The 24,045-nt window shown below is 50.5% G+C and carries 16 protein-coding genes; 12 read left to right on the top strand and 4 right to left on the bottom strand.

The annotated features are described in order from the left end of the window. Positions 1 to 299: 299 nt before the first annotated feature. From DQG23_RS23130 to DQG23_RS23140, 3 genes are all read left to right on the top strand, one after another. The gene (locus DQG23_RS23130) at positions 300 to 1,358 is read left to right on the top strand and encodes a glycine-rich domain-containing protein (protein ID WP_113033249.1); all 1,059 of its coding nucleotides are present in this window, start codon (positions 300 to 302) and stop codon (positions 1,356 to 1,358) included. Positions 1,359 to 1,589: 231 nt separating this feature from the next. Further along, positions 1,590 to 2,774, top strand: coding sequence for an S-layer homology domain-containing protein (locus DQG23_RS23135; protein ID WP_158560657.1), 1,185 nt, complete (start codon positions 1,590 to 1,592; stop codon positions 2,772 to 2,774). An 869-nt stretch (positions 2,775 to 3,643) separates the two neighbouring features. Beyond that, positions 3,644 to 8,815: a PKD domain-containing protein gene (locus DQG23_RS23140; protein WP_158560658.1), complete on the top strand. Its 5,172-nt coding sequence runs from the start codon at positions 3,644 to 3,646 to the stop codon at positions 8,813 to 8,815. A gap of 198 nt (positions 8,816 to 9,013) precedes the next feature. On the opposite strand, the gene DQG23_RS23145 is transcribed toward DQG23_RS23140, so the two are convergent. Next, positions 9,014 to 10,165, bottom strand: coding sequence for a THUMP domain-containing class I SAM-dependent RNA methyltransferase (locus DQG23_RS23145; RefSeq protein WP_113033252.1), 1,152 nt, complete (start codon positions 10,163 to 10,165; stop codon positions 9,014 to 9,016). A 161-nt stretch (positions 10,166 to 10,326) separates the two neighbouring features. Here DQG23_RS23145 and DQG23_RS23150 point away from each other — a divergent pair, with 161 nt between their 5' ends. Continuing rightward, positions 10,327 to 10,968 carry an O-methyltransferase gene (locus DQG23_RS23150; protein ID WP_113033253.1) on the top strand — a complete coding sequence of 214 codons (642 nt, stop codon included), beginning with the start codon at positions 10,327 to 10,329 and terminating at the stop codon, positions 10,966 to 10,968. Between the two features lie 573 nt (positions 10,969 to 11,541). Here the strand turns inward: DQG23_RS23150 and DQG23_RS23155 are convergent. After that, positions 11,542 to 12,747 (bottom strand): MFS transporter, encoded by a 1,206-nt coding sequence (locus tag DQG23_RS23155; protein WP_113033254.1) that lies wholly within the window; start codon positions 12,745 to 12,747, stop codon positions 11,542 to 11,544. Positions 12,748 to 12,917: 170 nt separating this feature from the next. On the opposite strand from DQG23_RS23155, the gene DQG23_RS23160 reads away from it, so the two are divergent. The 6 genes from DQG23_RS23160 to wsfD all read left to right on the top strand — a co-directional run bounded on the left by DQG23_RS23160 (position 12,918) and on the right by wsfD (position 20,407). Continuing rightward, positions 12,918 to 14,369 (top strand): amidase, encoded by a 1,452-nt coding sequence (locus DQG23_RS23160; RefSeq protein WP_113033255.1) that lies wholly within the window; start codon positions 12,918 to 12,920, stop codon positions 14,367 to 14,369. A 74-nt stretch (positions 14,370 to 14,443) separates the two neighbouring features. After that, a complete protein-coding gene (locus DQG23_RS23165) occupies positions 14,444 to 15,427 on the top strand; it encodes a spore coat protein (RefSeq protein WP_113033256.1) in 984 nt (327 codons plus the stop codon). A gap of 226 nt (positions 15,428 to 15,653) precedes the next feature. Next, entirely contained in the window at positions 15,654 to 16,598 is a 945-nt protein-coding gene (locus DQG23_RS23170; protein WP_113033257.1) for an ABC transporter ATP-binding protein, read from the top strand. After that, a complete protein-coding gene (locus DQG23_RS23175; protein WP_238177992.1) occupies positions 16,591 to 17,547 on the top strand; it encodes an ABC transporter permease in 957 nt (318 codons plus the stop codon). The genes DQG23_RS23170 and DQG23_RS23175 overlap by 8 nt, the downstream gene beginning before the upstream one ends. A 438-nt stretch (positions 17,548 to 17,985) precedes the next feature. After that, complete coding sequence (locus tag DQG23_RS23180) at positions 17,986 to 18,912, top strand: phosphatase PAP2 family protein (RefSeq protein WP_113033258.1); 927 nt, start codon at positions 17,986 to 17,988, stop codon at positions 18,910 to 18,912. Between the two features lie 37 nt (positions 18,913 to 18,949). Then, positions 18,950 to 20,407 (top strand): glycan biosynthesis hexose transferase WsfD, encoded by a 1,458-nt coding sequence (gene wsfD, locus DQG23_RS23185; RefSeq protein ID WP_113033259.1) that lies wholly within the window; start codon positions 18,950 to 18,952, stop codon positions 20,405 to 20,407. A gap of 250 nt (positions 20,408 to 20,657) precedes the next feature. Here the strand turns inward: wsfD and DQG23_RS23190 are convergent, their stop codons facing one another. Together DQG23_RS23190 and DQG23_RS23195 are read right to left on the bottom strand one after the other, a co-directional pair. Next, entirely contained in the window at positions 20,658 to 21,296 is a 639-nt protein-coding gene (locus DQG23_RS23190; RefSeq protein WP_113033260.1) for an NAD(P)-dependent oxidoreductase, read from the bottom strand. A 73-nt stretch (positions 21,297 to 21,369) separates the two neighbouring features. Then, positions 21,370 to 21,780: an Rrf2 family transcriptional regulator gene (locus DQG23_RS23195; protein ID WP_113033261.1), complete on the bottom strand. Its 411-nt coding sequence runs from the start codon at positions 21,778 to 21,780 to the stop codon at positions 21,370 to 21,372. A 336-nt stretch (positions 21,781 to 22,116) separates the two neighbouring features. Between DQG23_RS23195 and DQG23_RS23200 the strand changes: the two genes are divergently transcribed. Beyond that, complete coding sequence (locus DQG23_RS23200) at positions 22,117 to 23,037, top strand: prenyltransferase (RefSeq protein WP_113033262.1); 921 nt, start codon at positions 22,117 to 22,119, stop codon at positions 23,035 to 23,037. A gap of 30 nt (positions 23,038 to 23,067) precedes the next feature. Next, positions 23,068 to 23,826 (top strand): DUF6081 family protein, encoded by a 759-nt coding sequence (locus DQG23_RS23205; protein ID WP_113033263.1) that lies wholly within the window; start codon positions 23,068 to 23,070, stop codon positions 23,824 to 23,826. The last annotated feature ends 219 nt before the right edge of the window (positions 23,827 to 24,045 follow it).

Here is a 24,045-nt window from a genome sequence, read left to right on the forward strand (position 1 = left end):
GTACATCGTATGAGGCTACAATGAAGAAGTATCGTGAAGCAATGAAGTTAACTCGCTTTGCGAATGAATACCATTAAGCACTCTCATCGAAACTTGTCGAACTGCCGAGTTCCTCCCTCATCCTCGCGGCGGATTTGACGTTTGGTGAGATTTTTTTTGTTTAAAGAAGGATTTAATGAAAATAGTCGCGGCTTTTTACAAAAAGTGCTGGAAAGCATTTGAAATCAAATGATATAGTTGTAGGATGAGGCAGCTATTACGTATGCTCTTCGTATGACATCGGATGGGGAGGCGGATATATGGGATTTTTGGGTGCGGCAATTGTCATCGCAGGTGTTGGACTTGTCGTTTATTTGGTGAAACAAAGCTCCAAAGGGAGGTCGCAGCAGCGTCCGCGCAGCAATTCTAGACGTAGAACGATCGACTATACGTCAGCCAATGTTCCGTTGAATCTTGGAATTCGGCCTCATATTAAACTCGAAGCGCTTGAACGCCGTTTGAATAAAGCCTTTGCGCCATCTTTTCAAGAAAAACTGAAAATGCGGCATTTGCAAGCGCAATCCGCTATGAGCGATGCGGAATACGAATGGAAGCTGCTTGAGCTAAAGCGATATTTTGTCATGTGTTCGATTATGCGGAATGTTCCGATGTTCAGTTCGGCTGTCGATGAGATTTGGCACGATATGCTGATGTTTACACGGGAATATCAGCATTTTTGCGACGAGTTGATCGGAACGACGATTCATCACGCGCCGCATTCGAACGTTCAGCCGATGCCGGGCGATCGGGCATGGTTCGATTGGGTATATAGCCAGTTGTTTGAGCCTACACCGTTCAGCGGACATATTTGGAATGCGTTTTTCCGAAATCCGTTGCCGAAGCCATTGCTTGAACAGTTTCACCGAGAGTCCAAGGAGCAGTTGATCAATCAATTGTTCAATCGTGACGCAGCAAGCAAATATCCGGAAATTAAAGAGACGATCGAACAGTTGATCGATTCGACGAAGGAGCATGTTCATCGTGCTTACGATCATAGCTCGAATCACACGGACAATCATTACGACGATAATCGCGAGTATAACCGGAGCTCGTCCGGGGCAACCGACACGATGATGTTGATGGCTGGCAGTATGCTCCTGTATTCGATGATGGATGACGGTGCGTTTGAACAACGCATGCAGATGCAGGCGGAGGAAGAAGAGCAGCGCAATGACGGGGGCACTAGCGGAGCGGCTTGCGGCTATGCCGGTTCCTCTTGCAGCTCGGACAGCGATTCGTCGGATGGCGGCGGCGACAGCGGGGGCTCGTCATGCTCTTCCTCAAGCTGCGGCAGCGGCTGCGGTGGCGGCGGAGACTAGCTCCGGAAAAAACTTATTCCAGATACTTGAAAAAATTAGGGAATCATCGTATAGTACAGGTAATGGAAAAATTGGAAGATCGAAAACACTCGGAACGGAAGCACCGTCCGGATACGCGAAGCGCGTGCCGGGCGGTTTTTTTATTGCTCAGAAGCGTACAAACGGGCAACCGGGGCCGGATTCTGGCTGTCTTGTGTAATGAAGGAAAGATGGAAAGGGAGTCGACATACGGTGAAAAGAGGAAAAGGGGTATTTATCGGGTTACTGCTTTTGAGTACGGTGGCATCAACGTCTAGTTGGGCCGGCGATATAACGTTTTCGGATATTTTGGGCCATTGGGGAAAGCCGGCCATTGAGGAAGCGGTTAGAAAGAGCTATGTAGACGGCTTCGAGAACGGCACGTTTCGTCCCGATCAGCATGTAACTCGTGCCGAGTTTATAAAAATGGCCGTGACAGCTTTGAAGATGGAGGTTCCGGCGATTGCGCCAGGCGATAATTGGTACACGTCTTATAATAATGCAGCTGTATTTGCAGGGATTCATCAGTGGCGGGATTTCACAGACGGGGATTGGAACACGCCGATCACACGGCTCGAAATGGCGAGGATTGCTTTGCGTGCTTCAGATGCGGAGCTGCAAAAGCCAGGTGTTCTGCTGGACGAAAAATCGCTTATGTTCAAAGCGACAAGCAAGGGACTTATTCAGGGCATGGACGAAACGGGTACGCTCGGTTTGGACGAGCCTACGACAAGAGCGCAGTCGGTAACGATAATTGAACGAATTTTAAAGGTGAAAGATGGCGGCACGCTGCCGGTGGATAAGCACGCGGTTTCCCGTGCGGAGGTGCTGTGGCGTAAAACGAATATTTTTTCGTTGATGCCGGAGTTTTTTGGTGGGGAACAATTTTATAACTATTGGGATGCAGAGAATCTTTTTGTAGAAACTGACGATGGAAAGTATCGCGGAGAGTTGGATGCATTGCTTGCTATCGATTTAGAAGATCCGAATGATCCGTTTTTAAGTGAGCTGCCGGACATCGAATCGTTAAGGTGGCATAATCTTGTAGCGAATAGTGAAGGGTTTCCGGTTAGTGATTATCGGGAAAGCTACATTGTTTTGGCAAAAAACCATGTGGAGTACAATGATGATAAGACTATTTATCTTAATGACGTGCTTGCCTTCTCAATCTCTGGTCCCAAAATACCAGATATGGTTGCCTATCAAAATGGTGAATTGAATAGTATTGGGAGTCTTTATATTGATAAGATTGGTGACATACAGGCGTATATTATTCCGAAAAGAGGGCTAAAAACCAGAGGCCAATTCACTATATCAATTTATGCACCTGCAAAACCACCAGCGAATGATTATAAGAATACTCTTCTAAGAGTAGATGTACCTCTAGAGTTTAACTAGAAAACGAAAAGAAAGGAAATGCGATGTCTAAATTGAAACTCCGCATAAGTTGGATGTTGCTAGCCCTTTTATGCCTACAGATTATTTTGCCAGATTATGTTCAGTTAATAGGGAGTATTAAAGTAAACGCTAGTGGAGAGTATTTCATAAGCATATCTTATTCAGAAAGTGGCTCAACACCCGCAATGGTAGATGGTCAAAACGTCATTGCAAGCAAAACGTCAAGCATGAAGAGTAATTTGATCGACGTAGTTGCAGGGGCCGGAGAAAAGATAAGCTCGATATCTGTGACAATGCCTGATGGAACAACAAAGAATGTGACTCCAACTGATGCGATAGGGAAACAGTCATGGTCAGGTACTATTACACTTACTGGCAACGAAAGAAGTGTTTTTTCACCTGAAAACACCTCACCACGTGGCTATTTCGCGTGGTATCGATATACACCCGGAGATCCTCATGGAGTTAACTGGTATGCAAATAAGAATAACGGATCACAAATTACATGCGGAAACGGAGCACTCACTGAAAGTATAAACGGAACAGCAATGCCAAAATATCCAGGTTGCTCAGAAAGTGATCATTTTGATAAAACAAGAGAAGTCCCTTTCTATATAAATAATAATGATCGGAAAGGGGACTATATTCCAACAACCGCAGTAAATCCATTAGTTACAACGGAATATGAGATTGATTCATTTAATTGGGTCACAGGTCCAGACAGCGACATGTCAGGATATACAGATAGCAGCACTACTATTTCTAAAGTAGAAATCTTGAACGGTCTCGATACAATTCGTGTACATTACTCACAAAAATTTGATCATAAGGGCACCGAAAAAAAACTTGGATTACCTGGCGCTAGTGTAATGGCGTACTATATAGCAGCTGTCGTAACCATTCATTCCAAAACCTATTTATACCCAAACTCAATTGAAGTAACATACGGCCCTGCATCACCGACACCATCGCCAAGCGGCAGTTCGCCGCCCCCGACATCAACACCGACACCTACGCCCACACCTACACCGGCTGGACCGAAATTTGATTTCACCGTACCTTCTTCGGTGCCGTTCCGAGATCCGATTCCAGTACAGCCAAGCATCGATCCGGGAACTTGCACCTATCAGTCGCATCAATTCAAGTTCGTTAAAGACGGCGCGGAATGGTTATCCAACGTGCAGAACGATAAAACAAAGGGGTTGACGGTAACTTATCAATACCCTGCCCCAATAGGAAAAGGCACCAACCAGGTATACATGATCGTCAAAACAAGCTGCGGAACGGAAATCGTTGGTCCGAAGCCCGTTATCATTACGCCGGGCGGCACCAATCAGCCGCCTTTTGTTGAAATCGCTTGGTTTAATCACGGCACGAGTACTCCCGTACACTCGGTTTTGGAAAATACGATTGTCGATCTCGGTATTGTCCGCTACAGCGATCCGGATGGCGATCCGATTATCCAAAATAACGGGTGGGATTTTAACCGCGACTCCTTTTGGGTGAAGAGCCTGCCTGGGAAATACAGCTTAAATACACAATGGGCGTTTCGTTATGACGGCTTGCTGGCGGACATTCCGGGAAGTCATACCGTTTATTTAACCGTAACGGACGGGCAGGGCGGCGAATTTACCGCTTCGGCCACCCTGCAGGTTATCGATCCAAAACCTGTCGCGTGCATTGAAGGGCCGAAGAAAGTAGTTGAGAAGCGCCCGCTGCCGTACCCGATATCGTCTTGCTCAACAAGCCCTGTCAACTCTACAATTGTAGAAGAAGCTTGGACGAATAAGAAAAACCAGTATAATAACGTGGGCTATGAAACGGTTAACTTAAGGGTGCGGGATGCAGGAGGCAGATGGTCGGATGAAGCAAGCCATGTCCTTGAAGTCATTCCCGATATGCCGCCTAATGCAAAGCTTACGGTTCCAATTCAAAGCACAAGGGGGAACGAGATTACGATCAATAGTACGGCGACAAGCCCGGATGGCGACATGATTGTCCGGCATCGCTACGAATACAAATACGACAGCTCCAACAATGGTTTCGTAGATGATCATTGGATAGACATCTACGACGGAGCTATGACAAGCGCCACGATTATCCCTGATAAAGTGGGGAAATATCTGTTCAGGGAAACCGTCTGGGAGGATTACGGCAAATCGGATAATACGGACAACGAACCGCAGAACCTTTACGTAACCGACGTCGTTAACTTGCCTCCGGCTGTCGATGTGAAAACGAGCGGACAAACCAATACGCCGAAAAATACGACCGCTTACGGCATGACGGATATATATAACTATTGGAATTTTCAAACGACATACGGCGGAGCTGCAAACCGGAAAAACTGGAAGCTCGATGAAAACGGTCTGCAGACAAAAACGTTCATGCCTATCAATTACTTTATGTCTGAAAGTTTCGGGCTTGGTGATAACAAGAGGATTTACTATAGTGCAGTTCAAGGGAACAACGTTACAAGAACAACTGTAAATATTCCCAATACCACGCTAACTGATGGTTCTAATCTTTACAATATTGCCCCCGTCTCAGGCGGAGGTATAAAAATAACAGCAACAGACAAGCAAAGTCTGTCACTGAAGTATGAAAAGACACAAGCGGGTATTCCTTGGAGTAACGCACAGTTTTTTATCATGGATGGGATTTTACATGTTTTTATGGGGGCTAATCCCTCTATGCTTTATGCCTTCAATGCAACGGACGGATCGTTTTTATGGTCAAAACAAATTGACATGAACATTACTAGTCCTAGTTATCAGTTTATTTTTGTTTACCCGCATAAAGATGGTATTGTTTTTGCAATGAGCAATTCAAATTATGGCTATGTTTATAGAATGATGGGGACAAATAAGTCAGGCGATACGCTTTGGAATAACGATTGGGAATGGCAGCCTTATGCAGTAACCATAGTTGGTGTTTCGCCGGAAACAGGTGTTATTTATACGATTCCGCGTACAACTCCATACGACCATGCAACAGATTCCTATACCATGAAGGGTTATAGTGCAGCTACCGGCGCGGAATTATTCAATACTTGGTACGGTCAAGCAGCCAGCGCAGTGAGGTTTGATGATAACGGCGATCTCATTTTTAGTTATTCGTCTGGTTGGTATCCGACTACATATCCAGCTCGTCAAAAAGATATTTACGTCGGCAGAATGAACCGTTACGGATCGCTTTCGGAATCTCGAAAGCTGCAAATCCCAATTTCGGATACGAACATGTATATATACAGCTTCCAAGTATCCGCCTCGGTAAGAATGGTAGACAAACAAGGCAGGACGTATATCACACGCTATAAACCGGAGTACCAATCGTCAGGGGGCGGCAGCTCGCTTGATATATTCGCGGCGGACGGCAGCTTAATTAAAACGATCGATCAGTATTATTATAACTTCAGCATCATGCAGATGTCGGCTGATGGGTTAATAACGATACAAAGCGGCGCTGTTAGCGGTGGCGATAATCGGATCACTGTTATGAATCAAAACCTGGACATTATAGCTCAGTTCAGTGGAGGGCAGAACTATCGAATCATCTACCTGGACGATCAAAAAATCTTAGCCGGATCGACGTTAATCGACGGTACGACAAATCCGGTTTATTATCCGAAGGCGTATGAAGCCGGAACCCCATTTTCGGACATTTGGTTCGGAGGCAACTGGCTGGCAGGCGAAACCGCCAAGCTAAATTTGAAGCCAACAAAAGTATCGAATGAAGGCATTGGACTCGCATTATGGGTACAAAACGCACTGAATTTCTATAGTGTCGAATTTGAAAGCGGTATGCTCCGGTTCAAACGAACCGCGGGCGGCGGAACAGTAACTTTACGTGAAGTTCCTTATGGAATCGTTAATAACAATACGTATCGAATCAAGGTCACCCGAGCCGGAAACGATTTTCATGTCTATGTGAATGAAATCTATCAATTCTCGGTATCGGAAGGTTGGTGGGGCGGCGGACATCTAGGTATTGTGAACCGAGGGCAGCAAGGTACGCAATTTTCCAGTTTGTCCTATGAATCCGGCGGAGGCATGACCGGCAGCATAAGCGGCATTGCGCTTATCAATCAGCCGGTAACGTATGACGTATCATTCACCGATCCCGAGAACGATCCGCGGCTGAAGGAAGCGGAATACTGGACATATACGCACAATCCGAATGTGTTTATGCAGCCTGAAGGAACGTGGTCGGAATCCGGAGGCTCATTCGCGACTGAGGTCAAAAGCTTTCCTAAACCCGGTGAATACACGTTTACGTTCCGGTCCAAGGACGACCCGCATCCTTTGTTCCGTTTTCCATCCGCGACTTACGACGGTTACAGACAATGGTCGAATACGATGACCGGGAACATTCGCGTCCATCGTCCGCCGGTTTCCATCTTCACGGTTTGGGAAAATGGGGATCATACGCTTTCCTATAATGATACCTCATATGACCCGGACCGGTTCGATCCGAATATAGGCCAAGCATCGACGGAAGCGACAGGCATTGATTATTGGGCGACGCGCGGGGTACTGGAACGCAAATGGCGTTATAAACTTGCGAGCGATAGCTCCTATACGGAAGGCAAGCTTGTCAATCCTACGAGATCTGGAACATGGGACATCCAGCTCGCCGTAAAAGACGAATACGGGGCGTGGAGCGAGTGGTATACCCAAAGCATCAGCACTTCGGGAACCGCCGTTAATCACCCTCCTGTGGCCGTGCTGTTATACCCGGATGGCACGCAATCGAATCCGACGCAGCTTACCACGCAAAGGCCGACGATAAGCTGGAATCAGACAGACCCAGATCCGGGAACGGAGTTTTCGGCGTTTCAAGTGCATATTAGAGACGAATGGGGCAATATGTTCGCCGATAGCGGCATGATTCCGCAATCAACTTCCGCAACATGGCAGCTATGGCCGATGAACGTCGATCTGGGGCTGGGCGCAAAATATCAGGTGTTCGTCCGCGTTTTTGACGGCCAGGAATGGTCGGCTTGGTCGAATGTAGGATGGATGGGGACGAATCGCCCGCCGGCGGCCTATCTTAGCTTCCCATGGGGAACTCATGCCAGCCCCAATGTCATAACGACGACAATGCCGACGATCACCTGGACGCAAACCGATCCGGACACCGGCACGACATTCCGCATGTTCCAAGTTGAAATCGCGAATGAAGCGGGGGCGGTTATTTTGGACAGCGGCTGGATATGGCAAGGAACGACCTCGAGTTATGGAAGCTGGCAGCTAAGCTCCCATCTGTCGACAGGGCAAAAACTGTCCGTTCGGGTGAGGGTCACCGACCAATTCGATTCCGCTTCGGCCTGGTCTCCGGCTGGATGGTTGTTTATCAATCGTTCTCCGGCCGCTGATTTCGACTGGAGTCCGAAGCCGGTTTGGGAAGGAGATACGGTGCAGCTGGTCAATCTTTCTTCCGACCCGGATGGCGATTCGCTTAGTTACCGCTGGGAAATTGTACAACCGGATGGAACGGCATTTACGACAACCGAAGCCGTATGGAACAGAAGATGGCTGCTTCCCGGCGATTACCGGGTAACGCTAATCGTAAAAGACGTTCATGGTGCCTTGTCATCCGTTACGAAAACTATCCAAGTGATGCCGCTGACGATACTATCGGATGTAACTTATACGCCTCAGTGGCTGAAAAATCATGAGACGCAGGGCCATAATACGACGATCAGACCGAAGGAATTTTACTCGGGAGAAATTTTCGTCGTCGAGACGAATAGCTCGCCGGTTCCCGTAACCGAAGCATCGGCTTGGATCGATTCGCTAGGCAAAGACGGGAGCGCTCTATACATCGATGTAGAGTTGGAAGCGGACGACACGGGTACTCGTTTTACCGGGCAGTTATTTGACGAGCGGCTGCAGTCGGTAACGGAAGGGCTGCCTGAAGGCATCCATCCGATACATTTCCGTATCCGGTATGCGAATGGCGTCGTAAAAGAAGAGGACGTGCCGGTACGTATTATCGGCGGCGTAAACGGCTTTGTCGGCGTTCATCGCATGCAATGACGAGGATAAATAGTCATACTCCTGTCGAAAGCTACGATTCTGCTTAGCCAGCTTTGACAATGGCGTCCCTCGAAAGCGGAGCCGAATTCCATGTTATCTTTTCAGGCATAAAAAAAGAAAGCCGCGCCCCCGGGCGCGGTTTCTACTGAAGTCTTGCCTCATTAACAGGACATGCGAATCAGATTGTGTAAAATGCAACTATTCCTCTTCCTTCGGTTTGCGTGGAGGAAGCTTACCGAAATACTGGTAGAGGGCACATTCAATACGGCCGTTAAAAAGCTTGCGCTTCTTCGTTGCCGGTCTGCCGAAATAATGCTCCAGCTGTTTGCTCGGGCTTAATATGAAAGTGGACCAAGTGTTTAACGGAGCGGTGATCGAGCCTAATTGGCGCAGAGCCTTCTCGGCGTCTTCCCGTTCGCCGAGCCGCTCACCGTAAGGCGGGTTTGTGATCAGACAGCCGTAGTCTCCGCGCGGACGCAGCTTCGCGACCGGCGACACCTCAAGGCGAATCTCCTTCGACAAGCCGGCTGCTTTCGCAGCGGCTTGCGCGACTTCGATTGCGGAGGCGTCGATATCCGAGCCGCTAATATCGAGCGGTATGTCGTCGCGGAACAGGTCGTACGCTTCTTCACGCGCCTGCTCCCATACGCTGGCCGGAACCGCCGCCCACGTTTCCGCCGGAAACGTACGGCGTAAGCCGGGAGCCATATTCCAGGCGATCATCGCCGCCTCGATCGGGATTGTCCCGGAACCGCAAAACGGGTCTACGAACGGCCGGTCAGGCGCCCAGCGGCTGAGCAGCACCATGGCGGCGGCCATCGTCTCTTTTAGAGGCGCTTCGGTCACTAGCTTCCGGTAACCGCGTTTATGCAGGCTTGGCCCGGTAGTGTCCAGCGTCAAGGTCGCAATATCGTTAAGCAGCGCGACTTCGATAACGTAACGCGGGCCGGTTTCTTGGAACCAGCTTGTTCCGTATTGCTGCTTCATTTTTTCGACGATCGCCTTCTTAACGATGCCTTGGCAGGCCGGAACGCTGGATAATTGCGATTTATGGGAGCGGCCTTGGACCGGGAACTCTCCGTTCTCCGGAATCCATTCCGGCCATTCCAGCGCCTTCGTTCCTTCAAACAACTCGTCGAACGTGGTGGCGGGGAATTGGCCCATTTTAATTAAAATGCGGTCGGCCGTACGAAGCCAAAGATTGGCTCTGGCGATTGCGTTTTCGTCGCCGGTGAATGTAACGCGTCCGTTCTCGACCACCATCTCTTCGTAGCCGAGATCTTTAATTTCGCGTGCGACGATCGCCTCTAACCCCATCGGAACGGTAGCGATCAATTGCAGTTTTGCCATTTGCGGGAATCCTCTTTTCTATGTACGCCTGAAAATGAATTTCGTCTTCCATCAGTATAGGCGATAATTCATGAAGTGACAAACGGCTTTGAAGCTCGTTGCAAACCGCCGGCCGAAAAGTTAAAGTGGAAGAGTGAAGGATTGAAAAGGAGAGTGCCGCAATGGAGCAAATAAAACGGAACGAACAATATGCAGAACAGTTGTATCTTGAGGATGACGATTTAAAGCGGGTGTATGAGGGTATACGCCGAAACAATATGCCTGACATCTCGATCGCGCCGGGCTACGGAAGATTGCTTACGCTCCTAGTCAAAACCAGCGGCGCGAAGCAGGTGCTTGAAATCGGAGCACTGGGCGGTTACAGCGGCATTTGTCTGGCAAAAGGTTTGTCTGACGGAGGCAAGCTTGTTTCGCTTGAATTAAAGCAAGAATATGCGGAGCTGGCTAATGAGCATTTGCGGCAAGCGGGACTCGGGGATAAAGTGGAATACCGGATCGGAGAGGCGTTGGACAGCCTTCAGCAGCTTTCGGACGAGGGTCGAACATTCGATTTTTTCTTTATCGATGCGGACAAGGGCAATTATCCGAATTATTTGGAGTGGGCGTTAAAGCTGGCCAATCCGGGCGCTCTAATCATCGGCGACAACGCATTTATGCGGGGAAAAGCATTGGATCCATCCGAGAACGGAAACGGGGTTCGCGGCATCCGCGCCTTCAACGAAAGAATGGCGCAGGATCCGCGCCTTGAAAGCACATTGCTGCCGGCCTATGACGGCTTGAGTATTGCGAGAGTGCGCGATTAGCAGGAATGAACAAGGTTTTACACTATGGCTTTCATTAGAGAAGAAAGCCCGCTTCCCTAACCCAAAGAGCTTAAGATGCAGGTCCATGCCGCTTATGACTTGTGATCTGGAGAAATAGTAAGAAAAAGTTTACTGTTCATAAGGCAAACCTCACTATCGCTCGCCAAAAACCCGTGTTCTGGTGAGATAATGAGTTAAACGCAACTCTTTGTGAGGCAAACGAAATGAATAGTTGCGTTTGCCTCACGAACGGGCGAGAAGGAGTATTTTACAAGTGAAACAGTGCGGATAACCTCATAAACAATAAGGTTTTCTACACTAGCGAACAGTCCAGGCATCCGTATTTGTTTCTCGTTATCAATCCCTAGTTTAGACTGATCGAGTACCAATAGCCTTTCAAGTCTAAACTGGGGATTACGTTTCGTACTATGAACCAGTTTACCAGGTAATGTCCGGCATCGGAATTCCCTGATTTAAGACTTGATATCGTACTAAGTTTCGAAACTTACAAAAAGACAAAAGGACGGCTGGGAGCCGTCCTTTCCTTTTTGCGGTACAAGGGATGCACCACCGTTATGCCCGTTCCGTTTTCGGTGCGACCAAAGCTTTTCGCGCCCAAATGGCATTGGCAAACAGCAGTACGGCCGCCAGTACGAAAATGCCGCGTATGCCGCCGATCCACATGGACAATGTCGTTCCGACAAGCGGGCCGATCATGTTGCCGAGGCTCAGCGTGCTCGTGTTGAAGCTGTAGGCCCGGCTTTCCATGCCTTCAGGCGTGTATTGGCGAATAAGCGCGTTAACGGAAGGCAGTAGTCCGCCGATAAACATGCCGAAGAAAAATCGCGCGACGATAAGCTGCCATACGTTGCTCACGAGCGCCTGCGGGATAAAAGCAAAGGCGGCTCCGATCAAACATACGAGCAGGATGCGCTGCTGCCCGATTTTGTCGCCGAGCCTGCCCAGCAGCGGAGAGGCAATGACGTTGGAAAAGCCGTTTACGGAACCGACTAATCCGGCGAGCAGCGGCAGCATGTCCGTTTTACCGTGAAGATCCTGCACGAACAGCGGGATAAGCGTCATCGGACTGAGCACGGCGAATTGAATGAGAAACGTAATCGAAAACAAAGCGGGCAGCTGCGGAATTTTGCCAAGCTGTTTAAGGCCTGCGAGTACGGACACGCGCGGCTGGTTTTGCGCCTTCGTTTTGTTGAACGATTCTTTAACCAACAATGAAGCAAGCACCGAGGCGGTGAATAAGAGCGCACCCGTTACATAGAAAATAGGCCTGTATCCGATCCACTCGGCCATGGCTCCTCCCATCAGCGGTCCAAGGATCGTACCGGCAACGCCGCCCGATTGCAGCGTTCCCATGGCGAAGCCCATGCGCTCGCGCGGAGCGCTTGCCGACATGAGCGCGATAGCCGCCGGCGCAAATCCGGAAATCGTTCCGTTGACCATCCGCAGCAAAAGCAGCTGCCATGCGCTGTCGGCGAAGCCCATCAGCGTCATGACGACGGCCATTCCGAAGCCGGAACGAAGCAGCATAACCTTGCGGCCGTAGCGATCGGCCAATCCGCCCCAAATCGGCTGCGCCAGAAACGACGTTACGAAGTTTCCGGCAAAAATGATACTCGCCCAAATGGCGATTTCATGCTCGTTGGTCATGCCTAAATCCTGCAAATAAAGCGGCAGAAAAGGCATGATCATCGTCATTCCCGACATAACGAGAAACTGGCCGATCCATAAGACGGCCAAATTGATTTTCCATCTTTCCACGGCTGTTCCTCTCTTCCGTTCGATTTGTCCTGCGGTAACAATCATATAGAATTGTTTTTGGTCATGCAATCCGTGGTTTTGGGTGGTATTCTGGCATAAAAGCCCGAAACGACGTTTTAACCTTGAAATTTCGGTGTTTTCGGGTCATAAGACGAAAGTAGGGATGCTCGATGGGTTTTAAGGTGGTCGAAACGACCATAGATGTCTTGCAGCAAGCGATGACGAACGGCGAAACGACATCTGTCGAAATAGTATGCGCATATTTGAAAAGGATCGCGGAGCTTGATAAAGCGGGGCCGCGGTTGAATGCGGTACTGGAAATTAACCCTGACGCAATTTATATCGCAGAGGCCATGGACAGGGAAAGAAGCTTAAACAAATTGCGTGGCAGGCTTCACGGAATCCCGATTATGCTTAAAGACAATATCGATACGAACGACGGCATGCACACAAGCGCCGGATCGCTGGCATTGGCGGGCGATTATGCGGGAAGGGACGCATTTCTCGTCCAAAAGCTAAGGGAAGCCGGCGCCGTTATAATAGGGAAAACGAATATGACCGAGTTTGCCAATTTCATGACGGAGGGAATGCCGAACGGTTACAGCTCCAGGGGCGGGCAGGTCTTGAATCCGTACGATGCCGATTCCCGGCCGGGCGGCTCGAGCTCCGGCTCGGGAGTGGCCGTGGCGGCCAGCATGTGCGCGGCGGCGGTCGGAACGGAAACATCGGGTTCGATCCTGTGCCCGGCTAACCAATGCGGTATCGTAGGGATTAAACCGACGGTAGGCTTGATCAGCCGTTACGGTATCACGCCGATTGCTTTCAGTCAAGATACGGCGGGGCCGATGGCCAGAACCGTAACGGACGCTGCCATTCTGCTTGGAGCAATGACAGGCCTTGACGGTAAAGATCCGGCGACGTTGTCCTCGGAAGACAGGTATTATGACGATTACACGGTTTTTCTCGAGGCGAAAGGGCTAGAAGGGGCCAGAATCGGCGTGCCGCGTACGGGTTTTTGGGATTCGCTTGACGAGGAGCAAAAGAGAATGGCGGAACGGGCGCTATTGGCCATGCAAGAGGCTGGGGCCGTATTGGTTGATCCCGCACCGATTCCATCCGCCGGGGAGATTCGCGGTTCCAGCGTGCTTATGTACGAATTCAAAGCGAGCATGAACGCTTATTTGGCAGGAAGAGGAGCGGGAACGCAAATCCGGTCCCTGCGGGATATTATCGCATTCAATAATGAGCACCCGGAAGAAACGCTGAAATACGGTCAAAAGCTGCTGACACACGCGGAGGAAAAAACAAGCGGCACGTTAACCGAGCCGGACTATATTCATGACCGGTTCAACGATCTCCGTTTGTCGCGTACGGAAGGGATCGATGCGGTTCTCGACGCATACGGGCTGGATGCCGTCGTTTTTCCAGGCGACGAAGGAGAAACGATCGGGGCGAGGGCGGGTTATCCGTCAGTACTCGTTCCTGCGGGCTTTTTATCAAGCGGTTTACCCTTCGGCATCACGTTTACCGGCCGCGCTTACAGCGAGCCTCTTCTACTCAAGCTCGCGTACGCCTTTGAACAAGCGACGCACCATCGTCGGGCTCCAGTTTTCTTTCTGTAGGGAATAGATAAACGACCGCTGGGTAAAGTAACGGTTGGGTGTCAAGCCAACAATTACTTACGGGAGATGATGCTATGCCTTACGGTGCTCATGAAACGATGGAAGTGCACGAAATGCTGACGGAGAAAATCAATTTGATCGATCATTTTGCGATGTATATGCGGGATTGTCAAAACGCTGAGCTTCGCCACATGATCGAAAATCATCTGAACAGCGCGATTGCGTCTTACAATCAGCTTGTGTCGTATACGCATGACTACTCCGCTGCCGACCGGTTCCAGCCTGCTTACGGGATGCCGGACGTACAGCCGCAGCAGATCATGTACGGCTTGCGTCATCCTGCCCCGCAAGCTCCGCATTTGGAGGCGCGCTTCGACGACCGGCAAATCGCAGCCTCGGTGCTTTGCATGCACAAATCCTCGGCCAAAAACCATATGGCAGCTTCGCTGGAAAGCGCCGATCCGAATGTACGTCATATGCTTATGGATGCAAGCATGACATGCGCGAATCAAGCCTATGAAACGTTCCTGTTTATGAACCGGCAAGGCTATTATCAAGTGCCGACAATGGACGCTCATACCGCCAAAACGTATTTGCACAGCTATCAGCCTGTCGGTTATAGCATGGAGTCGACTCAGCCAATGCCGCAAAATATGCAGCAGTCCGTGCCTCAGCCGATGCCGCATATTATGCAGCAAACGATGCCTCAGCCCGTCCTCCAGCCCATCAGGCAGCCTGTCGCGCAGCAAAGGATGGAGGAGGAAGCGTCGCGTTATTTTGACGGCATGAACGCGCCGATGAACAACGTGTCTCAAGCGGTCGCTCAATCGATGATGGGCGGTCCGGGAGGAGGGACGGGAGGCGTTATGCATCAGACCTCGCAGGTTGCGCCTTCGTCAAGCGGGTATGCCGGGAATCCTTCCGCAACATACAGACCGATGCAGAACAACCCTGCAGGAAGCTTTGCGAGAGGCCCTGTACCGGGAGCGATTCCGGACTATGCCCGCCAGCCTATCTCCGGGAATATGGCCCCCAACCCGCCTGGCAGACTTCAATGATGACCAAGCCGTTCCTCGAGCTGACATTCAGCTTAAGGAACGGCTTTTTTGATGTGCTTGGTTGAAAGCTGCAGGTATGTTATGTCCTTGCTTGTGCGGATTTTGTTCAGATTCCGTTAAGGAAGCCTTAAGATTTTCCCCGACAGTTTGTTAAGAAAGGTTGCCTACAATTGTAAGCAGTCAAGACGAGGAAGCGGATAAACGACAAACTTAATGGAGGGGAACCATGAACGAAAGGACTCAGGCGCAGGCAGGCCCTGTCGTGCGCATCCAACGGCTAAGCAAAAAAATCGGCGGTAAAACGATAGTCGACAGCTTGACCTTCGATGTGCCCAAAGGAGAGGTTTTCGGATTTCTGGGACCGAACGGAGCGGGCAAAACGACGACGATCCGCATGATGGTCGGGCTCATTCGAATGTCGCACGGAAGCGTGCTCATTAACGGGATCGATGTAGAAAAACACTTCGAGCAAGCGATGAATCACGTCGGGGCCATAGTCGAAAACCCGGAAATGTACAAATTTTTGACCGGCTATCAAAATCTCATTCATTTCGCCGGCATGCATCCGAATATTCCCGCTTCAAGAATCGACGAGGTTGTAGATCTGGTCGGTTTGAAGCCGCGCATTCACGACAAGGTAAAAACCTATTCGCTCGGCATGCGGCAGCGGCTCGGCGTGGCGCAGGCCATTTTGCATAAGCCGTCCGTTCTTATTCTCGACGAGCCGACCAACGGGCTGGATCCCGCCGGCATTCGCGAGCTGCGCGATTATTTGCGAAATCTGACCCGCACCGAAGGCATCTCCGTCATCGTTTCCAGTCATCTTTTATCCGAAATGGAGCTGATGTGCGATCGCGTAGCCATCATCCAAACTGGCAAGCTGATCGATGTGAAGCCGGTTCGTCAAATGGCTCACGATAGCGGAGGCGGAAAGGTGCTGATCGAAGTGGACCGGCCTCAGGAGGCTCTGGCTGTGCTTTCTCGTTCCATGGACGTAGGCTTTGTCGGCATCGCCGATGGACAGCTGGAGCTGCGCATCGAACGCGAGCTCATCCCGCAAATTGCCGCATGTCTGGTCATGGCGGATATCCGGATTTACGGCATTCGAAACGTTACGAAGACGCTTGAGGAAACATTTTTGGAGATGACGGGGGTAGGGGCGATTGGTTAGCATAACCGCTTTGCTGCGCAATGAAAATATGAAAGTATACCGGAGGCCGAGAACGTGGGTGATGTTGGGTTTGCTTCTGGCGCTTTTCCTGACGGGCATGATTCTCGAAAAATACGATATGCCGGATCGTCCGCAGCCGGAAGATTGGAAACAGTCGCAGACCGAATCGGCGAACAGATTGCAGCAGGAACTGGACAGCGGCAATGCGGATGAAGGCTCCAAAAAGTATATGGAGGACTGGATCAAAGTAAGCCGTTACGCGGTCGAACACGACATTAATCCGGATCGCCGGACGATGTGGTCCGCAGTGGACTTTTCGGCTAGTCTGATTGTGCTTGGCGCTATTTTTACGATCGTCATTGCGGGCGATATGGTTGCGGGCGAATTTTCTTGGGGAACGATCAAGCTCCTGCTGATCCGGCCGGTGTCGAGAAGCAAAATATTGCTATCCAAATATTTATCCACGCTGCTTTTCGCCATGTTTCTGCTATGCTCGCTGTTTCTCTTTGCCCTGCTTGTCGGGGGCGTGATGGACGGCTTCGGCGGATTCAATCATTTGAAGCTGTATGTAGGCTCGGACGGAAATGTGCATGAACGCAGCATGGCGCTTTATTCCTTGCAGCAGTACGGTTACGAGTGCGTATCGCTGGTGATGATGGTGACTGTCGGTTTTATGATTTCGACCGTGTTCCGCAGCGGCTCGCTCGCCATCGGCCTTTCGATTGCGCTGCTGTTCGGCGGCTCGCTTATGGTCATGGTGCTCAGCAGATACGATTGGGTCAAATACGTGTTGTTCGCCAACCTCGACCTGAGACAGTATATAGGCGGTCATACGCCGGTTGCCGATGGAATGACGCTGGGCTTCTCGGTAACGGTTCTCGCCGTATATTTTATCGTCCTGAATGCGCTCTCCTGGTTTGTCTTCGCCAAACGGGACGTGGCAGGTTAATCGCATGATAGGCAATCACAAAAAAGCCCCGGCTGCGGACAAAACTCCGTATGAACGGGGCTTCGGCCTGCTCGTAAGCAGTGCGGCGCGTGAAATCGCCCGGTTCGACGCGGAGACTCGGGCATTTTTTATTTGTTCTCCCCGGCAGGCGAAACTGCGCAGTGTGTCGGTTGCAAGACTCCGCGGGCTCCGCAAAACTTGTAACTTCCAGGAAAATACGGTAACTTAGTAGGGGGCTGTCACCAGACTGCCCGATTTGTTGATTTATCAGAAAGTATATCGTGGAAGCGGCTCTAAATCTCGGTAAACGCGCTTTTCCTTCGGAAAGGACGGCGCAGCCGTTTATCCTCGTTGAAACCGGGACGGGACGCGGGNCAGCCGTTTATCCTCGTTGAAACCGGGACGGGACGCGGGAAATCAGATGAAGGAGTATAAACAATGCCGTTGCAAAAGCTTTACATGCCGCTGCTCATAGCGGCGACGATCGCCGTCATTATAGCCGTTATACAAGTCGAGGAGTGGGGAATTTGGGCCGTCATCGTTCTTGCCGCTTCGCTTCTGGGGACGAGGAAGGATGCGAAAGCGATCTCTTGGGTGCAGTTTATGCCGGCGGGACTGCTCACCTTGTTCGTATTTTACGTCATTTACAAATATGCGAATCCGATGTGGCACCGCGTCGTGGCGATGCAGACCGAAAATATACGCCATATTTTCAAATGGAACGAAGCGTTTAATGCCATTCCGCTTAATGATGCGTGGATTTTCAGAATGTGGCAGCCGGAATGGCTGACCAAATATATGCAGGCGGTTTACAACGCCGGTTTTACATTATCGTATTGGATATGCGTCATCCGGGCTTTTTTTACGAAAGACGTCAAAAAGCTGGGCTTGTACGCGCTGGCCGGCTATCTGCTGCAGGTCCCGCTTATTTTGCCGTTTTACAATACGATTTTGCTGCAAGAGGTTTGGTATGTGCAAGGAACGCCGGATATGCTGGAGCGGGTTTTGACGCCGCAAGAGCAGTATATGACCGTATTGAATTGTTTCCCCAGTATGCATACGTCTATCGCATTCGCAGCGCTTCTGCTCGTCATGCGCGAGAAAAGCCGCTGGTACAAATGGGTGGTCGGCGCGTTTTGCGTCTCGATCATTATTTCGACGATGTATTTGAAAATCCACTGGATCATCGACGTGATTGCCGGCATGCTTTTTGCCTGGGGCTGCGTCAAGCTCGCCGATCTGATTGTGAACGCTCGTTTCTTCGAAACGTTCACGCGTAAGTTTGAAGGCTTGGGCAGTAAGCTGCTCGCCGCTTTCGATACGCGCAGAGACCGGAAAAATCGCGATATCGGAGCGGAAGAATAGACATAGGAGTTTTTGTGAAACGGAGGAATTGTTTTACATGTGGAAGAAATTATTGCGCCTGGAGAACGCCGTACTGCTTGCCGCAGCCGTCATAATCGTATGTTTGTTGATGGTAAAGCCGCTTGTCGGCATAGCGAACAACGGAGATTTTGAGAGAATTATGGGGACGGTCGGATTGGCGGATTTGCAGCCTGAGGAGCCGTTCGCCGAAAAATACTTTACCTATTTCCATAGCCAATACGCCATTTCGCACGTGGGACTTGGCGGTTACATATCGACCCAGCTGATCCCGGTATTTATAGCAGCCGGCATTAATCTGGCCGTATTCAGCCGCGAGCTGTTCGACATCCGCTTTTTGGCGGCGTTGTATGCGGCATTGTTTATGGGAGCCTTGTATCTCTTAATGAGATGGGGACGTACGGCGTCAAAGACGGTAAACGTTGTGCTGGCCGTTCTGCTTGTGTTCGTTTTTGCCGATATCGGGTATATGGCTTATTTCAACTCCTTGTTCGGCGAAGCGACGACCTTCGTTTTTTTGCTGCTGACGATCGGCTTCGGGCTTGCATTAAGCCGGAAATCGGATCATCCGTCAATCGGCTTGCTCGTTTGCTTTTTTGCTTCCGCCTTTATGCTGGTCGGCTCGAAAATCCAGTATGCGCCGGCCGGGATCGTTCTCGCCTTGCTCGGTTTTCGCTTGTGGGGCTTGCGCAGCGACCGAAAATGGAGGCGCACGGCAGCCGGACTGTCGGCACTTCTCGTGATAGCGTCTGCAGGGTTTTATCTTTCGGCGCCTAAGGAGATCAGCTCGATCAACAAGTACCAAACCGTCTTTTTCGGTATATTGAAGGACTCGCCGACGCCGGAGAAAGACTTGGAGGCGCTGGGCATTTCGCCTAAGCTGGCTGTGCTTGCGGGAACGAACTATTTTACGCCGGATACGCCGATCAAGCAAAACGACCCGCAGCTGAAAGAGGAGTTTTACGATAAAATCAGCCATTTTAAAGTGCTCGGTTTTTACTTGACCCATCCGGGGCGCTTCGTGCAAAAGTTGGAGCGGGCGGCGGAAAACAGCATGTTTATACGCCCGTATTATTTGGGCAATTACGAGAAAGCGGAAGGCAAGCCGGCAGGCGCTGTATCGCTTGCGTTCTCGTCCTGGAGCGAGTTTAAAAAGGACGCGCTGCCCAATTCCTTGCTTTCGGTAGTTGTCTTGTACATCATATATTACGGCGGCTTACTCGTTTTTTGGAAGCTAAATACGAGCCGTTTTCTCCGTTTGGCGGCAGAAATGATGGCCGCAGTTGGAGCGGTCGGGGCGATGGCTTTCGTTACGCCGCTGATCGGGGACGGAGAGGCGGATTTGGGCAAGCATTTGTTCTTGTACACGCTTTGCTACGATGTGATGGCGGTCGCGATCATAACGGGCGCTGTTGCAACAGCGGTTCATTTCGTGTCGGGCCGTTCGCAAATGCGGCTTACGGGCTCGGCACGCTGATGTTTATATCCAAAAAGGCCTGCACGTACCGATTGATCAATCGGGTACGGCGGCCTTTTTTTGAAGTTTCTGAACGTATATATACTCCGCTATCTATTCGACTTCCTGATAAACGCGCCTGTCCTTAAGGTCGGGGTAGCCGTTTTATACGAAAATGCGCGATCGCCAGTCCGTCAGTTTCATCTTAGCCTGCGACCCGAAGGGGCAAGAATGTTTATCCTTGGTTATCTGCAGTGGCGGTTTCGTTCGTTTAAACCATCTCCGAAGCTACCGTAAACCGTTCGTTGATATGCTGCGGATTTTCGATTTCGTCGACGACGGCGACCGCATAATCCTCATAGCTGACGTAGCTCTGGCCGGCTGCGTTCACAAGCAGATTGTTTTTGCCTTTCGTGTACGAACCGGTGCGTTTGCCGAGTGCGAAAAAAGCGGACGGGCTAAGGAACGTCCATTTGATCGAATCGGTTTTTTGCAGGATATCGAGATTTTTGCCTTGATTTTGTGCAGTTGCAAGATATTCTTTGGGGAAATCCGGCGTATCGAAAACGCGCGTCGTTTGGGCCTCGTCCACAAACAGGCTGCCTGCGCCGCCGACGACAAACAGTCTTGTGTTCGGCGCGCCCTTGAGCGCTTCGATCAAGACGTTGCCTGCTTCTACATGCAAATGCTCTTGGCCGGGTGCGGCACCGAATGCGTTGACGACGACGTCGAAGCGGTTAAGATCTTCCGAGGTTAAAGCGAATACGTCCTTCTCCAAAACGGCCGCCGGCGCTTGCTCGAGCTTCGCTGCATGTCTTACGATTGCCGTTACTTCATGACCGCGGTCGACGGCTTCTTTCAGAATGCGGCTTCCCGCTTTGCCTGCGGCTCCGATAATTGCGATTTTCATTATGATTCCCTCCAATAAATGTTTTGTTGTAACCAAATAAGTTACATGTTCGGGGTGAAAAAACCTCTTCCTGTTACGAAAAGAGGCGACTCATAATGTCTTGGACCGTTTGGCCTTCCAATTGTTCCTCCATTGCTCTTCGAGCGTCATCAAAAACGGTATCCAGCGCCGATTGAATGTTCCTGCCCACAGGACAGGCGGGATTCGGCGATTCGTGAATCGTAAACAGCTCATCCTTCGGCTGAACGGCCTTATACACCTCGAGCAAAGAAATCTCGCTTGGCGTTTTGACAAGCTCGGCACCCGGTACGCCTACTTGCGTTCTCAGCAGGCCCGCTTGTTTCAGCAAGCCGGTAATTCGCCGGATCACGACAGGATTCGTATTGACGCTGCCCGCTATCCATTCGGATGTAGCGACATCGCGCGGGTTGGAAGCAATCAGAGTAAGAATATGAATGGCCACGGCAAGGCGACTATTCATCATGTGCGCTCACCACCCATGTAACCATTGTAGTTACATTTATGCGGGATTGTCAAATGCCTTTTTTTGCCGGATTGAAAGGTTGCTTCGATTATGAACTTGTTCGCTACCTAGTATTCATCGATTGATCGGTTTCCATACGCGCGGTTCAGCATGGAGCGAACTGCCGTTAAATCTCGAGGCTGCAAGCCGCTGCCATCGTTTGCAGGTTTTTTCTGTTTACAAGATTCGGCTGCAGTCCTATAATTGCTATGACAACTATTCTGCTTGTTTGTTATATATGAATTGGTATGTGATAGAAATCACAAGGGTCGTTATTGGCGAAAGGAAGAACGCGATATGGGGAAAATGAGCTTATTCATGCGCTTATCCCGGTTTCGGGTCATACCTGTCATGGTTATCCCGGTCTTAATCGGAGGGGTTGGGGCATACGCCTGGAATGATACGTTTCATCCTCTATTATTTCTATTGACCTTGATAGGAGCGGGCACGGCGCATTTGTTTTCGAATATGATCAATGATTTATGGGATTTTCGGAACGGCGTCGATGTGGCGGCCAAAGAAACGGCATCGACCATATCGACCAACTCGGGCTTTCTCGCCAAAGGCGCCATCGAGGAGCGTAAGTTTGCGGCGTTAACCTGGCTGCTGTTCGCCGTTGCAGTCGTGTGCGGCGGATTGCTTGCGGTTTTCAGCGGTCCCGCCATTCTGGTATACGCCGGCTTAGGCGCGCTGCTAGCTTTTTTCTATGTAGCTCCGCCGGTTAAATACGGGTATAGGGGCAAAGGCTATAGCGAAATTGCCATTTTGCTGTCATTCGGCGTCCTGCCGGTCGTCGGCAGTTATATTGTGCAGACGTCGGTATTCGACTGGAGAGCGCTTTTTGCTTCGCTGCCGATCGGGCTGCTCACGACGCTAATATTGTTCAACCATCATTTTCTGCATTGGCAGTCGGACAAAGCTTCGGGCAAAAAAACGCTTGTCGTCGTTTGGGGAGAGCGTAAAGCGCTCGGTTTTTCCAAAATGCTGCTCGTACTCGCGCACCTGTCGCTTATTGCCGCAGTTTTGGTAAAGGCGCTGCCTTTTTATGCGCTAATCGGTTTGCTCACAGCCGTTCCGTTCATCAAGGTTTACGGCAGCCTGAAGGATGAAAATCCTTCCGAAGCTTATTTGCCGTTGATGGGCGCTTCGCTGAAATCGACGATGCGCTGTGGAGCCGTTATTATTTTGTCGCTGCTCTTGCAGGGTTTAATCGCATAACCATAATATTCACTCGGGAGGGTTACGAAAATGGCAAAAACAACGAATGCACCGACTGAACATGAACAAACGACGATTCTCGGCGATTTCCATACGATTTTGTCCGAAGGAGAAGTGTGGAATATAGGCGGCTTCAAGCTGCAGGACGGCTCGTTTTGGCAATATCGGGAGCCGAATGCCGTCGTTATCGTACGCAACGGCATTTTGTACGTACGCGCACCGCTCAGCCGGAAACACGATCAAGTGCAAATACTCGACAATGCCAAGCATATGTATTACTCGGCGAAGCCGGTCGAAGTTCCCGAAAACGGGGAGATCAGCTTCGAGCTGAACATTCGCGCGCGCAGCCAAAATACGGCCCCGAACGATCTTTACGACGGCTACGTATCGCTCAATCTGCTTGACTTCTCGACCGGCGGCGCGTTGGACTTTTTCGTCGGCAACGATACGTACGCAAGCGTATATGCGGTTCTGCCGTTCCCGGGCGTGACCGTACCGGAGACGGACAAAACGCGTTACTTCTGCATTTTCAAGGAAGATCAGAAATTCGCGGCACGCGAGTTCAACAATTATAAAATTACGTACAATCGCGCTGCGGACGAAATTATTTTCTACGTAAACGGCGAGGAAGTGCGGCGCGAGCGCGGGGTGCCGGTGAAATTCAACCGGTTTACGGTTGCTCTCGGCATCATGACCGAGAAGGATTTAACGCCGCAAGGCAGCGTATCCGTACATGGCCAAACGGTAATCGGGGAATGGTCGCCGGTTACGATTACGGTGAAGGAATAGTTTCTATTAAACCTTATAAAAAGGACCGTCCGAAGATTTTCAATCTTCAGGTCGGTCCTTTGCGTTGCTAGGGCGTGTCTGAAAACCCACTCAGGGTCATCTTTCACCGCCTTTTCGCCCCCTGCTTCGTTCCGTTTGCTTGACGTACCCCCGGTACGCCTTCCCAAACCCGCCTTGCATGGAACGAAAATTCGGCAAAATCTGCTCCCCTCGGAGTTC

Origin of the sequence: Paenibacillus contaminans, assembly GCF_003285015.1 — a bacterium.
GTDB classification, from domain to species: domain Bacteria; phylum Bacillota; class Bacilli; order Paenibacillales; family NBRC-103111; genus Paenibacillus_V; species Paenibacillus_V contaminans.

Bases quoted from the DNA above. Each gene is read 5' to 3' on its own strand.
- DQG23_RS23130 (WP_113033249.1), top strand. From the start codon at position 300: ATGGGATTTTTGGGTGCGGCAATTGTCATCGCAGGTGTTGGACTTGTC.
- DQG23_RS23140 (WP_158560658.1), top strand. From the start codon at position 3,644: ATGGCGTACTATATAGCAGCTGTCGTAACCATTCATTCCAAAACCTAT.
- DQG23_RS23145 (WP_113033252.1), bottom strand. From the start codon at position 10,165: ATGGCAAAACTGCAATTGATCGCTACCGTTCCGATGGGGTTAGAGGCG.
- DQG23_RS23150 (WP_113033253.1), top strand. From the start codon at position 10,327: ATGGAGCAAATAAAACGGAACGAACAATATGCAGAACAGTTGTATCTT.
- DQG23_RS23160 (WP_113033255.1), top strand. From the start codon at position 12,918: ATGGGTTTTAAGGTGGTCGAAACGACCATAGATGTCTTGCAGCAAGCG.
- DQG23_RS23165 (WP_113033256.1), top strand. From the start codon at position 14,444: ATGCCTTACGGTGCTCATGAAACGATGGAAGTGCACGAAATGCTGACG.
- DQG23_RS23170 (WP_113033257.1), top strand. From the start codon at position 15,654: ATGAACGAAAGGACTCAGGCGCAGGCAGGCCCTGTCGTGCGCATCCAA.
- DQG23_RS23180 (WP_113033258.1), top strand. From the start codon at position 17,986: ATGCCGTTGCAAAAGCTTTACATGCCGCTGCTCATAGCGGCGACGATC.
- wsfD (WP_113033259.1), top strand. From the start codon at position 18,950: ATGTGGAAGAAATTATTGCGCCTGGAGAACGCCGTACTGCTTGCCGCA.
- DQG23_RS23190 (WP_113033260.1), bottom strand. From the start codon at position 21,296: ATGAAAATCGCAATTATCGGAGCCGCAGGCAAAGCGGGAAGCCGCATT.
- DQG23_RS23195 (WP_113033261.1), bottom strand. From the start codon at position 21,780: ATGATGAATAGTCGCCTTGCCGTGGCCATTCATATTCTTACTCTGATT.
- DQG23_RS23200 (WP_113033262.1), top strand. From the start codon at position 22,117: ATGGGGAAAATGAGCTTATTCATGCGCTTATCCCGGTTTCGGGTCATA.
- DQG23_RS23205 (WP_113033263.1), top strand. From the start codon at position 23,068: ATGGCAAAAACAACGAATGCACCGACTGAACATGAACAAACGACGATT.